At 55.5% G+C, this 16,836-nt stretch carries 10 protein-coding genes and 2 pseudogenes; 5 read left to right on the plus strand and 7 right to left on the minus strand.

Annotated elements, in window-relative coordinates:
- Positions 1 to 89: 89 nt before the first annotated feature.
- Both MU558_RS04315 and MU558_RS04320 read left to right on the plus strand, forming a co-directional pair.
- The gene (locus tag MU558_RS04315) at positions 90 to 974 is read left to right on the plus strand and encodes a DMT family transporter (RefSeq protein WP_246972231.1); all 885 of its coding nucleotides are present in this window, start codon (positions 90 to 92) and stop codon (positions 972 to 974) included.
- On the plus strand, positions 971 to 1,612 hold the full coding sequence (locus tag MU558_RS04320; RefSeq protein WP_246972234.1) for a VOC family protein: 642 nt from the start codon (positions 971 to 973) through the stop codon (positions 1,610 to 1,612). The genes MU558_RS04315 and MU558_RS04320 overlap by 4 nt, the downstream gene beginning before the upstream one ends.
- A 115-nt stretch (positions 1,613 to 1,727) precedes the next feature.
- Here MU558_RS04320 and MU558_RS04325 read toward each other — a convergent pair whose 3' ends face one another.
- The 6 genes and pseudogenes from MU558_RS04325 to MU558_RS04350 all read right to left on the minus strand — a co-directional run bounded on the left by MU558_RS04325 (position 1,728) and on the right by MU558_RS04350 (position 12,653).
- A complete protein-coding gene (locus MU558_RS04325; RefSeq protein ID WP_246972236.1) occupies positions 1,728 to 2,510 on the minus strand; it encodes an IclR family transcriptional regulator in 783 nt (260 codons plus the stop codon).
- Positions 2,511 to 3,265: 755 nt separating this feature from the next.
- Positions 3,266 to 3,638 (minus strand): annotated as a pseudogene (locus MU558_RS04330) (integrase core domain-containing protein); the annotation flags it as partial.
- A gap of 1,460 nt (positions 3,639 to 5,098) precedes the next feature.
- The gene (locus tag MU558_RS04335) at positions 5,099 to 6,628 is read right to left on the minus strand and encodes a transposase (RefSeq protein ID WP_246969338.1); all 1,530 of its coding nucleotides are present in this window, start codon (positions 6,626 to 6,628) and stop codon (positions 5,099 to 5,101) included.
- 526 nt (positions 6,629 to 7,154) lie between these two features.
- Positions 7,155 to 8,927, minus strand: a complete 1,773-nt coding sequence (locus MU558_RS04340) for a transposase (RefSeq protein WP_246972237.1) — start codon at positions 8,925 to 8,927, stop codon at positions 7,155 to 7,157.
- A gap of 1,204 nt (positions 8,928 to 10,131) precedes the next feature.
- Positions 10,132 to 10,920 carry an IclR family transcriptional regulator gene (locus MU558_RS04345; RefSeq protein WP_246972238.1) on the minus strand — a complete coding sequence of 263 codons (789 nt, stop codon included), beginning with the start codon at positions 10,918 to 10,920 and terminating at the stop codon, positions 10,132 to 10,134.
- A gap of 152 nt (positions 10,921 to 11,072) precedes the next feature.
- Entirely contained in the window at positions 11,073 to 12,653 is a 1,581-nt protein-coding gene (locus MU558_RS04350; protein WP_246972239.1) for a long-chain-fatty-acid--CoA ligase, read from the minus strand.
- A 605-nt stretch (positions 12,654 to 13,258) separates the two neighbouring features.
- Between MU558_RS04350 and MU558_RS04355 the strand changes: the two genes are divergently transcribed.
- Complete coding sequence (locus MU558_RS04355; RefSeq protein WP_246972240.1) at positions 13,259 to 13,690, plus strand: universal stress protein; 432 nt, start codon at positions 13,259 to 13,261, stop codon at positions 13,688 to 13,690.
- Between the two features lie 92 nt (positions 13,691 to 13,782).
- Here the strand turns inward: MU558_RS04355 and MU558_RS04360 are convergent.
- A pseudogene (locus MU558_RS04360) lies at positions 13,783 to 14,197 on the minus strand (IS110 family transposase); the annotation flags it as partial.
- Positions 14,198 to 14,565: 368 nt separating this feature from the next.
- Here MU558_RS04360 and MU558_RS04365 point away from each other — a divergent pair.
- Together MU558_RS04365 and MU558_RS04370 are read left to right on the plus strand one after the other, a co-directional pair.
- A complete protein-coding gene (locus tag MU558_RS04365) occupies positions 14,566 to 14,865 on the plus strand; it encodes a hypothetical protein (protein WP_246972241.1) in 300 nt (99 codons plus the stop codon).
- On the plus strand, positions 14,858 to 16,540 hold the full coding sequence (locus MU558_RS04370) for a sodium:solute symporter family protein (RefSeq protein WP_246972242.1): 1,683 nt from the start codon (positions 14,858 to 14,860) through the stop codon (positions 16,538 to 16,540). Before MU558_RS04365 ends, MU558_RS04370 begins: the two co-directional genes overlap by 8 nt.
- Positions 16,541 to 16,836 lie beyond the last annotated feature (296 nt).

Raw genomic sequence — 16,836 nt, forward strand, 5'->3', positions numbered from 1 at the left:
CCTGGTCGGCGACCGTCGACAGCGGATACGGGTCCAAGCGAACGCAATTCGACCGTGCCGATGTTCCGATCTAGAGAGGTAAGGGATACGTGATCGAGATCCCGTTCCAGATATTGCTCGCGCTCGGAACGGCATTTGCGTTCGCGACTTCGTCGGTACTCGTACGTTTCGGCGTCGAACGGTCAGAACCGATAGCGGCGTTGTTCGTGACTGTCACCGTTAATGTCGTCGTGCTTTGGGCGGTCAGTCTCGTCCTGTACGATGTGACGATCGATATCTGGGCGTGGCGCTACTTCATCCTCGCGGGCATGTTCGCTCCGGTCCTCGGTAGGCTCTGTAACTACGTCGGACTCAGGAGAGTCGGCGTGAACCTGACGGTTCCGATCAGCAACTCCAATCCGCTGGTATCAGTTGTTCTCGCTGTACTGTTGTTCGGAGAAACGCTTTCGCCGCGGGGCCAAGCTGGTGCCTTCGCTGCCATCGCCGGCGGGATTCTGCTCACATCGGCAAACCGCGACGAGGCTGACGGGATCGGCGTTCGATACCGTGACTTGTTGTTTCCGGTTACCGGCGCACTCATCTATGGAAGCGTTCAACTCTTGCGGAAGGCCGGAATGGACCTCGTTCCGGCGCCAGCGGTTGGTGCAGCTGTAAATCTCACGACGTCGTGGATCGTAGTTATCGTCTTCCTTGTGGCTGTTCCGAGTCAGCGCGACCGACTGTTGATTCCCCGTGACGACCTCCGGTACTTCGCTCTAGCAGGGTTCGCCTCAAGCGTTGGGCTCATATGCCTGTATGCCGCGTTGCTCTCCGGGACAGTGGTCGTTGTAACGCCAATCCTCAATGCGTCACCGCTGTTCGCTCTGGTACTAACGTATGCGTTCTTACGCGATCGAGAGCCGTTCTCGACACAGGTACTCGCCGGGACGACTCTGGTCGTCGCCGGCGTCGGACTGCTGACGACAGTGCCGTGAAAACTGGCCAGGAATTCTGCGTAACCAGAACACTCAATACAGTCCAGTATCTCCACTGGGGTATGGTCGTAGAGAACATGGGTTTAGACCACGTTGCGATCAAAGTACGCGATCTCGAACAGACGGTCGACTTCTATACAGACGTGCTGAATATGGCCGTCTCCGACCGGATCGGCGATGCGGTAGCGTTCTTGCGGACGCCGGCAGTTGCCGAACAGTCCCAGCATCACGAAATGAACGTCACCCAGTACTCAGACGAGGAACTCGCGACACTCGAAGAGCGCGGTGAACTTGAGCTCAATCTACATGAGTTCGAGGAAAACCTCCCCGAGGATGGACCACCGATGTTGCCGACGACCGGCCCAATTTATCACATCGCATTCGAAGTCCCCGATTACGAAGCGATCACCGACGCAGCCGAGGCCTTGGAGGAGCGAAATCATCCGATCTATCGAGGGCCAGGTCGTCACGGTCCCGGTAACAACATCTTCCTCTATTTCCCCGATCCTGACGGATATCCAATCGAGTTGACTGCGAAGATGGAGGAAACACCGGAGGTCGGCGGGCGTCCACCGAAGCGATGGCCGCAGACACCGGAAACGTGGAATGTCTGGCGGAAGACCAAGGACCTCGAGTAACTTGGTTATCGCTCGATCGAGATACCGAACAGAAATTCCGTCTTTTCGAAACAGAACCGGAGTAAACGCGCAACTGAGTTACTTAGTGCTGATCTATTAGATTTATATTAGTTTATTATTGATTCGAAGCCATTTGCATGTTGATCTCGGTGACGTTTGCCTTATCACGAACGAGTTCCGGAAGTTCCTCTCTGAACCGATCATCAGACATGCGACTCGTCGGACCGCACACTCCGATTGCGGCTACAACCTCGCCGCTCGGCGCGTGGATCGGCGCGGCGACACATCGCAGTCCGCGGGTCCGTTCGCTTTGGCTGAACGCGATTCCGCGTTCGCGAATCTCTGCCAATTCCTCAAACAACGTGTCCGGGTTTGTGATCGTGTTCTCCGTTCGTTCGGGTAATCCGTGTTTGTCGATAATTTTTTGGACCGTAGATTCAGGCATGTGAGCGAGGATTGCCTTACCCTGGGACGTATAGTGGAGGTATTCTCGTTGGCCAGGTCGGATTGGCGTCTCGATTGCGTTCTCACCTTCTGATTTGGCAAGATACACGCCGTGTCCCTGCTCTCGTACGATAAGACGGGCCAGTTCACCGGTCTCGTTGGCAATTTCATCGAGCGAATCCTGCGCGAAGTGGTACACCTGATTTTGGTGTTTGACGTATTCACCGACTTCAAGTAAGAAGAGGCTGAGTTGATAATGACCATTGGTTTCCGTCACGATGTCGTTTCTCTTCAACGTATTTAGATAGGTGTGCGCCGAGCCTTTAGTCATGTCCACGTGATCCGCGATCTCGGTTACGCCCCCACCATCAAGTTCCCGTAACGCCCTGACGATTCGACACGCCTTCTCGACTGATTGTATAGTACGTCCAGCCTCATTCGGTTTCTCGGTCATATAGGTTACTCAACGGTCCACCACTTATACGTTTGGCATTGGCAAACATTTGTAATCATTGGCCAGCTCCCGTTCGCCTGTAACCGTCGCAAATCGGGTGAAAATATGGAATAAGTTAACAACTTACTTATCCTCATACATAGTCCGATTTGAATACGAGCCCAATCGGTGTGAGTCCACGTTTTCTATTAAGAGAACTGATATTGGGGCAGTTTAAATAAGATATTGTATTCAGAATATATTTCCGAGGTTTGTCTTTTCCGAACGCATAAGAATATCTGACGAGACAAAGTATCTTTCACGGAATATCGAGGACGATTGTTCCACAGTAGCAAACCCTGTTTCCGTCGCATTCGATCGTCATCGCTTGAGATACAGTCACACGAAATCCATTTTCCTACGAGGAGGGATCGGTATCAGTTCCCGGGAGCTGAAGTGCATTGAGGAGAATATTTCTCCAGTTAAACAATAAAATTAGCCGACCAATCGAGTTCGCCACAGGGTTTGTCAATTCCGAACGGATCCACGAAAGGGATTGGATCAAGGCTGGTCGTACTCGCTTGCCTAACAAGCCAACTGATTCAGCGAATACTGCGATTCTGGCCGGCAATAACAATAGATCTGTTGTTATTGATTGAGTGGGTTCGTTACAATACCATTCAGTCGCAGGTGACAAGAAGAGTCCAGGCACGATCTGGTTTAGCGCCTCAACTAGAGTTTATCTGGAGAGTGACTGACGCGGCCACTGTGCCTGTCTAGTTGAGCACATCCTTGACCGGCGTTCGCCATTGAGTGCTTGATTCGGTCGGTAGTGGTTGTAGTAGCGCCTGAACCGTCTGAGCTGGTCGCGTGCGCTGCCTGGACTGTCCCGTCAGTGAAAGTGGTCAATTTCCATTGAGACCGTCTGAAACCGCTTTTCGATGTGGTTTCAATTGCTATTGTTGAGGCGCTCGTTCAATTCGTGGTAAGCGAGGGCAGTCAGATAGCCGCTAGTATCGACGAGAAGCTCTGTCTTGTCGAGATCGAGTTTCTCGTTGAGACGGTGCAAGAATGCCGCCATGAGATTGACCCCGCGGCGGCTGCTAGTAGGAGTTTCGACTCGGCGTCGTTCACGGTGTACAACCATTCTCACCCTCTATCCCGATCTGTTTTTCCGTCAATCCCCAGAGTCAATTCCATCAAACATTACAAACGTATGGTTGTGATTTACCGCCGACGAGCGGCCCAACGTCCACGACTGTATCACGATAGGAAATAACGGTAGCGGCGCACATCCCTGGTCTCACAGGTATGATTCCGCTGTTCTGATCGTCTTCCTCCGCTCTTCTCACGGAGGTGCCAGTTCATGCAAAAACACGACATCGACGACGAGAAAGTGACCGGTCGATTTTAGGGCTGGTGGCGCTCAGAGCTATTCTCGGCGAATCTTGATGTCAGCGATGTATCGCACTGGCTCTTCCTTTTGTATAGCAAGATATAATTCATAGATTCGTGAAGTGATTCCCTGTCTTCAGAACGGTATTCACACATATTCTATCGATCTGTGAGGGGCATTGTTCAGATTAGTTGATTCCAGCAGTATCCATACTCTGGAGCCACGTATCGGCGGTTGCTGGTTTGGCTGTTCTAAATAATTTCCAAATTGGTGGGTACGTCGTTTTATTTCTTGGAAGAGTCGTTTAACGGCATTCGATTACCATGTGTCTCGTGCCGAGATCGGAAGCCACATCCGTGGAGTGCAGCTGTGAGCGACAGTAGTGTAGCTATGAGCCGCGCACTAGACCCTACGTCACCGACATCACGTTTCTCCGAAAGTTCGGAGAAAGTAATCGAGATGACATCCCCCTTTGCGTTGGAAAGAGCCTGATGGAGAAATTCGTTTGTCGCTGGATCGACAACAGCGTACAGCAGTGGTGTTGATCATCGAGTTGAATCACGGTTTTGTCAAGTGCGATGTGTTCCGGTTGTTTGCCATTTATGGGCTGGAGATCGGCTTTGTGAACCTAGTTGTGAACAGTCAAGCGAGCCCGTTCAACACCGAACCTATCTAAGACAGAAATAGTTATCCGAAAATGATCACTAAGGCATTTCCCCTTGCCTGTAGTGCTTGAACGTCTTGCCAAGCGGCGTTGAAACGCCCATTCAGACATCGACTGGCCACTTCTCCCCCTAACCTGATCTCAGCGGTTCTATCCTAGGAAACAGCGTCGTAAGGCGGTTTCAGCCTTCGTGCTTACCCGACGACGTCGAGGTACATCAAAGTGATCGTGATTATTGGGGTAATCAGAACCACCCTTCGAAATCGGTGTATCATGCGAATTCGGCTGTTACAGGCGCTATCGCTGAACAACATCCTGTTGTAAATGGTATAATGATATATAAAATTGGTCGTGTGTGCTGCTGCGAATACCCCGAAATCCGTGCACGAGATTCGCGTCTGTCGGTTGGAATCGGTCCAGAATACAGGCCGACCAAGGAATCACGACCGCCACTCACCACCCGTGAGTGGCGGTCTGGTGGGCGAGAACGGTATAATCAGTCGATTTAGACAGTGATACCTCTTGGGAAGGGCAAGCACAGAGCGGGATCTACAGCAATGCGCTCACCTCCCTCCGGAGGAACGCACGAAACCGCGGGGCGGTCACCCGCGGTTTCGTGCGAAACTCGATGACATCAATCAACGTCTGGACGAGGAAGTCCACGAGCAGCCACAGATCGTACAACAGGACTGCAAAGCCGAAGTGGAACAACCGGACAGAGAAGTTAGTCGACGTCGTCCACGGTGCGAACTCCTTGATCTTGCTATAAGCTGTTTCAATCCCGCCTCGGCGTCTGTAGCGATTGATCTGCTTTTTCGTCAAGCGCCGGTCAAGACCAATCTCGTCGTTTACGTCGAGATTGGTCGCAAATACCTGCACCTCGTCGCGGTCCTCGTCTGGCGGGAGTCCGACCAGCGTTGTCTCGGCTCTGGTGTTGGGGACACAGTGTTTTACCGGCCCGTACACCGCGTGCTCGGATTTGACTGTCACTTGCTTTTGTCCCTCCACATCTTCGTCCATGCGCGCGATGAACCGCTTGACGCGGTCATCGCGCGGTGCCGGGATCACGTAGAAAAGGTCTCGCTGTTCGAGCACCGAAAATACGTCCGTGGCGTAGAATTCCCGATCAGCGTAGAGGCGCCGCGTATGAACCCGACAGACGTCGCTGACGTGGTCGACGAGTCGGCGAACAACGTCGCCGACTCGGTAACTCTTGTCCTCGCCAGGATAGCTCTCTGGATCGTGATAATCGGCGTGCCCAACTGGAAGCATCGCAGCTGCGAAGTGAACGTTGTCTCCAACAACGTTCGCGGTTGCGAACTTGTAGCACCAGTCGTAGGACTTGTCCTTTGGCGCACCCTGGACACGTACGAGTTCCTCACGCTCCCCGTAGAAAGCGACGTAGGTTATGTCGATCGACAGCATGACAGGCGTCTCGAACTCCAAGCGAGGCTTGGCCCGCGTCAAGACGCGGGCCGCGCCCCGGTTGACCATCTCCGCGATTTGTGTCGGTGAAAGGTCCTTGATCGCTTCCAGAAGCGTCTCTCCACTCGGTCCATCCTCGTAGAAGGGATCGTCGAGATCCGGGTCAGGATTGACGAAATCGCCGTAGGTTTCGGCACCGCCGTTAGCGGCGGTGCCTGTCACCCCGAGACAGGCCTCAAGCATCAGGAGTTCCTCGTCGTCGTAAACCGGGTCATCAGGCCGATCAAACTCGAAGGCGGGCAACACGACTGTCTGGAGTTCGTCGAGGAGGTCACGTGTTTTTCCCCGAATGAGACGGTTGACTGTGCGCTTCGAGGAGCCTATCGGCTCCTCCGAAGCGCTGTCTTCGTACGGTGTCCCGATGGGACTGCCGCGTTCAGCGGCCAACGCTTGGATCTGACGAGTAGCGGTCTCGATCGTCGATTGGAGGTCCGCAAACCGGTTAGTCTGTGCCCGAGAGATCGTGCTTCGTGAAGGTGTGTCATCGGGATTGAAGCCAAGAGCGTCAGCAAGTTGAGGGTCACTGTCGAGCGTCCGATGGAGCCAGCCATCGGACGCGTCTTCGAGTTCCTTCAGGAGGATCGCCCGGAGCATCGGTTCGAACGGTTTAGAGTCGTGCCAATGGGGAATGGGATCAGCACGGCAGTATTGGCTGACGTCGAGGTGAGTGACCAACTCGGCCGCAGAGGTCGTCTTGTCGACGACCTCGGCGGCTTGCTTGGTTAGAGGCAGCCACCCGCCTGAGAGTGGACCGATATCTTGTAGGCGCTCGTCAACTGATCGTTGAGTGCGGCTGTCATCAGCAGCCGCAACATGATCTGACCAGTTGTTTGTCACAGTGGGGGACGAATCGTCCCCCACCGGTCAGTTAATCGATGTTGAGATTCCGTGCACGGGTTCTGTCATTCGTAGCTACAGGGTCGTGTGGGTGCTGCGAATACCCCAAAATCCGTGCACGAGATTCGCGTCTGTCGGTAGGAATCGATCCCGAATACAGGGCCGATCAAGGAATCACGACCGCCACTCACCACCCGTGAGTGGCGGTCGGGTGGACGAAAACGGTATAATCAGTCGATTTAGACAGTGATACCTCTCAGGAAGGGCAAGCACGGGGCGGGATCTACAGCAATGCGCTCACCTCCCTCCGGAGGAACGCACGAAACCGCGGGGCAGTCACCCGCGGTTTCGTGCGAAACTCGATGATGTCGATCAACGTCTGGACGAGAAAGTCCACAAGCAACCATAGATCGTACAGTAGAACTGCGAAGCCGAAGTGGAATAACCGGATAGAGAAGTTTGTCGACGTCGTCCACGGTGCGAACTCCTTGATCTTACTATAGGCCGTTTCGATCCCGCCTCGGCGTCTGTAGCGAGTGATTTGCTTTTTCGTCAAGCGACGGTCAAGACCAATCTCGTCGTTTACGTCGAGATTGGTCGAAAATACCTGCATCTCGTCGCAGTCCTCGTCTGGCGGGAGTCCAACCAGCGTCGTCTCAGCTCTGGTGTTGGAGACACCATGTTTTACCGGCCCGTACACCGCGTGCTCGGATTTGACTGTTACTTGCTTTTGTCCCTCTACATCCGTGTCCATGCGCGCGATGAACCGCTTGACGCGGTCATCGCGCGGTGCCGGAATCACGTAGAAAAGGTCTCGCTGTTCGAGTACCGAAAATACGTCCGTGGCGTAGAACTCCCGATCAGCGTAGAGTCGCCGCGTATGAACGCGACAGACGTCGTTGACGTGGTCGACGAGTCGGCGAACGATATCGCCGACTCGGTAACTCCTGTTTTTGCCAGGATAGCTCTCTGGGTCGTGGTAATCAGCGTGCCCGACTGGAAGCATCGCAGCTGCGAAGTGAACGTTGTCTCCAACAACGTTCGCGGTTGCAAACTTGTAGCACCAGTTGTAGGACTTGTCCTTCGGCGCACCCTGGACACGTACGAGTTCCTCACGCTCCCCGTAGAAAGCGACGTAGGTCATGTCGATCGACAGCATGACTGGTGTCTCGAACTCCAAGCGAGGCTTGGCCCGCGTCAAGACGCGGGCCGCGCTTTGGTTGACCATCTCCGCGATTTGTGTCGGTGAAAGGTCCTTGATCGCCTCCAGAAGCGTCTCTCCACTCGGTCCGTCCTCGTAGAAGGGATCGTCGAGATCTGGGTCAGGATTGACGAAATCGCCGTAGGTTTCGGCACCGCCGTTAGCGGCGGTGCCTGTCAGCCCGAGACAGGCCTCCAGCATCAGGAGTTCCTCGTCGTCGTAAACCGGGTCATCAGGCCGGTCAAACTCGAAGGCAGGCAATACGACAGTTTGGAGTTCGTCGAGGAGATCACGTGTTTTCCTCCGAATGAGACGGTTGACTGTGCGCTTCGAGGAGCCTGTTGGCTCCTCCGAAGCGCTGTCTTCGTACGGTGTCCCGATCGGACTACCGCGTTCGGCGGCCAACGCTTGGATCTGACGAGTAGCAGTCTCGATCGTGGATTGGAGGTCCGCAAACCGATTAGTCTGTGCCCGAGAGATCGTGCTTCGTGAAGGTGTGTCGTCGGGATTAAAGCCAAGAGCATCCGCAAGTTGAGGGTCACTGTCGAGCGTCCGATGGAGCCAGCCATCGGACGCGTCTTCGAGTTTCTTCAGGAGAATCGCCCGGAGCATCGGTTCGAACGGTTTAGAGTCGTGCCAATGGGGAATGGAATCAGCACGGCAGTATTGGCTGACGTCGAGGTGAGTGACCAACTCGGCCGCAGAGGTCGTCTTGTCGACGACCTCGGCGGCTTGCTTGGTTAGGGGCAGCCACCCGCCGGAGAGTGGACCGATATCTTGTAGGCGCTCGTCAACTGATCGTTGAGTGCGGCTGTCATCAGCAGCCGCAACACGATCTGACCAGTTATTTGTCATAGTGGGGGACGAATCGTCCCCCACCGGTCAGTTAATCGATGTTGAGATTCCGTGCACGGGTTCTGTCATTCGTAGCTACAGGGTCGTGGGAAGTCTACCAGTTCTGGGTTCTGGTAAATCACGAGACGGCGACGACTTACCGTGAGAGATCACGCCGCTTGAGGTGGCCGTCTGGAACGGTCGTGACTGCAGTCCCAAGGAGCCCACCGATGACGAACCGATTAGCCGGTCTCAGGAAGCCTGCAAGACACTACAACCAAACGCAGTGTAGCGATTTACCAGAGCCAAGTTCTGTATTCGGATACCTATAAACCACTAGACTTCTAACGATGGGCTGTAGATCCCATTCATCTAGCCATTTAGCAGAACGTTCTACGAGCGCTCGAACCATGGAATTTTTCTAACTACACTATTCTGTAACCAATATTATTATATCGTACTACCAAGACCTGTCGCAACTAATATTAATATTTTTGTTATAAACGACCCGCGATGGCTCCGTCGGCGGCGGGTCTGAGACGCTGTCAGCCAGCCGATATACTATTGCCAGATTACTTGATGAGGCGTTCCATATCGAGCAAGCGAAGAATTGCCTGAATCTCTCGAAGTGTCTCCTCCCTGCGTCCGATGAGAAACGACAAACTCGAGAGGGTATGCATTACATTCGTACGACTGTAATTTCTACTGCACTTCGCCCACTCTCGTTGCGCTATGCCTCTCAGAAGGTGGTCCCCCTGGAACGAACAACTCGTAAATTCGTCCGAGTTATGCAAACAGCCAGGCCAGGATGAGAGGAATCGGTAGACTAGTCCAGACCCTCAGAGCGCGTAGTCGAGGCGATGACTACGTGGGGAAACAAGCTGTCCGGTGTGTACGAGAGGCAGTTGCGTCAGCAACTGCGCACAGACACGGATGCGAGGGCAGCTTAAACGTTTCACGTGCGCTGTGTTCTGTCGTCTTTCGCGCGTGCTCGGCGGCGGCTCGCGAGATGCAAGCCCCCGTCGTATCCGGTGCTGCTCATTCTGAGACGTGAATATTGGTTTTGCAGGGGTCATACGTCTCGGCGAGCGTGACAGGCGGCGAGTACACAATAACTGGCAATTTACCCCGATATTCGATCTTGAATTTTAGCGTTTGCCGGGTTAAGTGAGCAGACATCAAGTTATATGTGGAATTCAGTTACATCGACTGCGTTTTGCGAGCTTCAATCGTCCCGGTTTTCGATGCTGATCTTCAGTTCGATGCTGTTCGCCGCGCCGACGACGGCGTGGCGAACCCGTTCCATAAATTCGTCGTCGTCCATCATGTTGACGGGGAAAGCGACAGACAGCGCCCCGATGACGGTCCCGTCCTCGGCAGTGATTGCGGCCCCGACTGCAGACAGACCCGCCATGTGTTCCTCGTCGTTTATCGCGTACCCTTGTTCGGAGACCTCCGATAATTCCTCGTAGAGCGCCGCTTCGTCGACGATAGTGTTCTCGGTGTCCGCCGGTAGGCCGTGTTGTTCGACGATGGCCTCGACCCGGTCGTCGGAGAACTCCGCGAGCATGGCCTTGCCGGCGGCGATGACGTGGAGGTGGACCTGATCACCCACGTCATCGACCGGGAGGATGCTGTTTGAGCTGCCTCTATGGTCGACACATGTCGCCATGCCGAACTCTTCGACGTAGATCTGCGCCCGGGTGTCCGTGGCTTCGGCGAGGTTCTCGACATCGTCCGCAGCGTGTCTATAGAGGGTATTCTCCCGCCGGCGGGTTTCACCGACTCGCAAAAACTTGAACCCGGGATAGTAGACGTCGTCCTTTTTGACCACAAGTTGGTTCTCAGTGAGCGTAATCAGGTGCGGGTGGACTGTTCCAGGGGTCAACCCCAGGTGGTCGGCGAGTTCTGACAGCGTCGCACTACGAAGCTCGTGTAACCCGTCCAGGATTGCACAACTCTTCTCGACCGCGGCAATCGTCCGCGAATCACTCGAATTTGTGTGGCTTGCCATGACTTACCATGTGTAATTATCCTACTTAGTCCTTTTGCGTGCTGCAAAATCGAGCTGGCGGGCGCTTGGGGAACAAATGTGGGGATCCAGGCCGGCGGACCAGGGAAGAGTTCAGTCGATGGCTGACGACGAAGGGACCGGAACGGACGGAGTTACCCGACGGGGTCGTCGTGGGCTTCCCGCAGCTCGACCTTGCGGATCTTGCCCGTGGAGGTCTCGGGGAGGTCGTCGACGAACTCGACGACGGTCGGGCACTTGTAGTGCGCGAGGTTGTCGCGGGCAAACTCGATGACCCCTTCCTCGGTGAGGTCGGCACCACTCGCGGATACGACGATTGCTTTGGGCGTCTCGCCCCACTTCTCGTGGGGGACGCCGATCACGGCGACGCGCTCGATGTCGCGGTGGTTGTAGAGGGCGTCCTCGACCTCGACACTGGAGATGTTCTCGCCGCCGCTGATGATGATGTCCTTCTTGCGATCCTTGATCGAAATCATTCTACGTTCGTCGATACTGGCGAAGTCGCCAGTGTGGAACCACCCGTCGACACGGTCGTTGAACGCCTCGTGGGTCCGCTCGGGCTTGTTCCAGTAGCGGTCCATGACCTGGTTGCCGCGGACGACGATCTCGCCCATCGTCTCGTCATCGGCAGGGACGTCCTCGCCGTCCTCGTCGACGACGCGCAGTTCGGTCCCGAGCATGGCGTGGCCCTGGCGGGTCTTGATCGCGAAGCGACCCTGGCTCTCGATCCGGCGCGGCGAGTTGCTCGTCGTGATCAGCGGACCGGTCTCGGTCAGCCCGTAGACGTGCAAAATGTTCCAGCCGAGTTCGTCCTCAACTGTCCGGATCGTCGCCTCGGGCGGTGGGCTGGCGGCGGTAGCGATCCTGACCGGCTTCTCGCCCGTGGCGGCGACGCCGGTGTTCTGGTAGTGGTCGATGAGGCTGTCCAGCACCGTCGGCGCGCCACAGAGGTAGGTCACGTCGTGGGCGTGGATGCGCTCGAAGGCGCCGGCAGCGTCGAAGTGGCGCTGACAGACGTGCTTCCCGCCGACGCCCGTGATGACGTAGGGGTAGCCCCAGCCGTTGACGTGGAACATCGGGAGCGTCCAGAGGTAGGCGTCGTCGTCGGTGATCTCGGTGTGGTGGGCGGTGATCAGCGCGTGATAGTGTTCGGTGCGGTGGGTCCGGACCACGCCCTTTGGATCGCCGGTCGTCCCGCTCGTGTAGTTGATCGTCGCGGGGTCGTCTTCGTCGATGTCGGAGCGCTCGACCTCGCCGGGGTCGGCCCCCGCCAGGAGTGACTCGTAATCGCGCCAGTCGCCATCGACGCGGTCGGCCGGGTTGGCGACGAACGCCGTGGCGGGGACCTGGTCGCGGATCGCCTCGACCTTCTCGGCGTACTCGCGGTCGGCGATGACCGCCTGGGCCCCGCAGTCGTCGAGGATGTACTCGTAGTCCTCGGGGATGAGCCGGTAGTTGAGCGGGACCGAGATGGCCCCGAGGACGTTGATTGCGAACAGCGTTTCCAGAAACCAGTGTGTGTTCGGCGAGAGCAGTGCCACGCGGTCGCCCTCCTTGATGCCGAGATCCGAGAACGCCGCCGCCGCGCGGTCGACCCGCTCGCCGAACTCGGCGTAGGTGTACTCGGTGCCGTCGTGGGCGACCACGCCGACGGTGTCGCCGTAGACGTCGACTCCCCTGTCTAGGAAGTCGAGCGTCGTCATCTGTCGATGCATAGCATGCCAAGGTGTACCTGTAAAACGTAAAGTTCTTTCTCCTGGTGGAGTCGAACACGGTAGCCCGGTGGGAGCGAACGGAACCGGGACTCGACTGGTCCGCGGGTGCGGGCGGTTCCCGGCGCCGGCAGAATCGGTGTGCGAGCGGTACCCGGTAAGAACGGTCCCGGTACTCGACGTGAGGCGACGAGTCAAGAAACTGCACCCGCTTTCGCCACGGATCCACGGGCACCTCATAAACGTCGGAGTAGACCTCGCACCAGTCGTCGTAGATGCGCTCTCGAAGTAGGGTCCCGGGGTCGGCGGCATAGTCCTTCGACCGATCCAGATGTCGTGGAGTCCCCTCGTCACGGAGCGCGTTCGCCGAGCACAGTAGCCAGAGGGACGCGCCTTTGTCGTCGGCGAGCAGGTTCGTGTTCACCTCGACGTAGGTGTCTGTACGACCGCGCGACCCGAACCCAGCGTCCGAGTTCGTCGTGTACAGTCGGATTTTCACTGGGTTCGAACCCGGATTGGATGGATACTGTTCGTTTCGCTAACACTGTACGAGTTGACTGGTAACAACAACCATAATAATTAAGACGGTAAGGAGAAAACACAAAACCATGCATACCGTCCTTCTACCGGTTGACGAGAGTATAGACCGTGCAAAACGAGTTGTCGACGTCGTCAAATCCCTCCCCGGGAATGAAAGCGAGGTACAGGCCATCGTACTCAACGTCTCCGAATCGGTGAAACAACCGTGGTTACAGGAGTTCAAGACACTCGAACGGAGCGAACTCGACGACGCGGAGGTCCCCGAGAGTGTGATTAGCGCTATCAAACTGCTCACCGAGTACGGCATCGACACCGAGATGCGACTCGAAGAGGGTGACGTGACGGATCAGATCATCAACGTCGCTGACGACGTTGGCGCTGATCACATCGTCATGTGTGGTCGAAAAAAGAGTGCCACCGGAAAGCTTCTCTTCGGAAGTATTGCACAGTCGGTGCTGCTCAACGCACAGCGACCGGTGACGATTTTGATGAGCGATTAGCACTGATCACAGTATCGAGAGAGCAACGGGTGAGCTGTTTTTTGCCGATCCGAGACGACAGTTGTACACGGTAGACGTATAGGACGGTGGTGCAGAAGTCCGTGAATCTTGTTGGCATACTTGGTACGGTCTTCAACCAGTCTATCGCCCGCGCACGCGTGAGCGACCTTCCCTGACCTTGTCGGGCGGAATGTAGCTTTCGGGAACCGAGTTCAACCGCACCACCCGAGTTAGTTCTTTGGCGTCAACACGATCGGTTTTTGTCGGAATAAGCGATCTTATTCAGTTCTTTCGGGTGGGTAACAGCCACAACCAAATTTCCGACAGCGTATCCTGGACGTGGTAGTAATTGCTGACCGCCTCGATTGCAGCTTGTGCGCCAGCGTACCGCTAGGCCAGTTGGTCGAGGTTCGCGTTCTCGACACCAACCTCTTCGACGATCTCTCCAGCCTCATCCGTTACTACCACCTGTGCGTGCCGTTTATCGACATCAATTCCGAGGTACAGGATTTGTTCATCCGGGACGCCAGTGCGTGAAGCAAAAATTCACCTATTCAGGCCGCCACGCCCATGACTCGGCTTCTTTCGTACACGGACCAGTCAGCACGACGCGCTCTTGATGGCACGGAACTCACGTCGATCTCTTGTGCCCCACGCTTACTTCACGCTCCTATCGAGTAGCAGCGTTTCCATCGAGTTAGGACGGCAAAATCGTGGAGAAGCATCGCCTTCAGGGGTACCTCAACTTCCTGTCGCTGTTGCTGAACGGTCGTACCGACTGGTTCAGCAAAATCCTAAGTTACGAGTCATCGAAATGGTCTCAAACCAATAATTATTAGTATTTGGAAATGGCTGGGTTTGCTATGCGGACCCATGTGAAAGAAGCACTCGCAACATTAGGTGCTGTAATGGTGATCGTATCGCTGATACACGCCGGTATATGGTTCACACTGTTCGGAACACCCGATTTTAGTGTGCTTGGGTTTCCGTTCCATTATTTCTGGTTCGTGGCAGGAGCACCGTTCGCGATGTTCGTCGTCTACTGGGTGTATTTCAAGTACATCACGCTACGGGTACAGCCGGAAAAAGACGGAACGAAAGCTACTGCCGAGAAAGAGTCTGGCGCTGGGGAACCGGCCGTAACCACCGAAATTGGAGGTGATGTAGATGATTGAAGCGGACCCGCTGTCCACTGCTGGGGTATTGCAGACTGGTTACGAGTTCCAGGAGGTTTTCCAAGAGTTGTTGATCCCGGTAATCCTGATCGGCTTAACCTTCGTCGCGTACTACGGGATCAGCTTGTATATGAAACGTAACATCCAGGATACGGACGACTACATGGTCGCCGGGCGGACGATCGGTCCCTTCATCAACGGAGGGGCAATCGCTGCATCCTGGGAGAGTCTGGCGACGTTCATGGGAGTTACCGCTCTCATACTCACGGTCCAGATGCCATTCGTCGCGATGTGGACGAACTTCATGTTGTCGGTTCCGTTGGTCGTGATCCTCTACGGTCAGACGCTCCGACGACTTGGCTCGTATACGCCAGCGACGTTCTGTAAGGATCGGTACGGAGATATGATGTCCGTCGTAATGGCGTTGCTCATCGTGTTCGTAATGCTGATGTACGCGCTCGGCCAGTTCATCGGGCTCGCACAGATTGTCGAAATCCTGTTCGGGTGGGATTACACCCTCTCTCTCATTGCCATCGCAATAGTGGTCGCCGGTTACGTCGTCATCGCTGGGATGTGGGGTGTTTCATACAACGCTGCTTTGCAGTTCTGGCTTATGTTCGCAGCCGCATTCTTCCCGATGATGCTCATTCTGAACGACCTGGGGGCGACTGGCTGGTATTTCCCACCTCTGGGGTACGGGAACCTGACCGGCGAGATGACGAATTTCGCGCCCGGATTTTTCGATATGACCTTCGATACCCGCTGGTACTTCGCGATGTTCCTGGCAATGGCACTCGGTCCGATCGGGATGCCCCATCTCGCCCAGCGTATTCTCACGAGTCGGAACGTCAAATCCGCTCAACGGACTGGCTTCTGGTTTATTATCTTGAATGGGCTCCTGTTCGCGACCATTTATTCTGTTGCATTTGCCGGTGTTATGTGGATCGAGACACAGGGTATTGCAATAGAGGAGGCTGACTACGACAAGATGATCTTCTATCTCAACTTCGCATTCAACAACGACGCGATAACGGGATTCGTCGTCGCCGGCGCTATCGCAGGCGGCCTCTCGACCGTGAGCGGACACATGCTCGCGATCAGTGCTGCCGTCGCGAACGATGTCACCGAAGCCTTCGAACTCGACATCACTGAAGACCGCAAGACACAGTTCGGCTACGTCTCCGTGCTCGCAGCCGCGCTCATAATCGCTCTGATCGCTTTGAATCCACCTGCATTCCTCGTCGTCAGTATTCTGTGGGCGTTCGCCATCAGTGCGGCTGCGATTACTCCAGTCATCGTTCTCGGTGTCTGGTCGGCCCGCGTCAATCGGTACGGAGCGATCGCATCGAGCGTCGTCGGATTCTTTGTGATCCTTATCCTCTCACCTCACGCCTTTTCGGGTATCGACGCGGGAGGTGAGGGCCTGACCGCTGCCCTCGGTATGGACGCGGTCATGATTGGTTTCCCGGTAGCGATCATCACGCTTGTCGTCGTTTCACTCCTCACGGAGAATATCCACGCCCTCAAAGTCGACCCTAACGACAACAGAGCACTCATCAACGAGATGCACGGCTATCCGGAGGACGGTACGGAGCGGTTCACCAGTGCAGTACCGCTCATCATCCTCGCCTTGCTTATGCTCCCAATCCTATACTGGGGAATCCAGCCCTGGTAATCCGTGCATCTCTCAATTATGCAAGTATACGGCACCCTTCCCGGCACGCTTATGTGGCTACTCCTCGGTCTGGGAACCGCAGCCATCGCTGCCTCACAGCAAAACCAGGTCACGGGCTTCATCGCTGTCGGCTGGATCATGCTCGCTGTGTTCAGCTATCTCGAATTTAGGAAGGGTTCGGGACGCGGCTGAAGAGATTGTCAATGTTACCCAGTACAACGACATCGATCACATCATCAGTGGCCGAAAGAAATCACCAAGCAAGAGGATGATCGAAAATACGAGCAGTTCTTGAA

It is taken from the genome of Natribaculum luteum (assembly GCF_023008545.1).
Classification (GTDB): Archaea; Halobacteriota; Halobacteria; order Halobacteriales; family Natrialbaceae; genus Natribaculum; species Natribaculum luteum.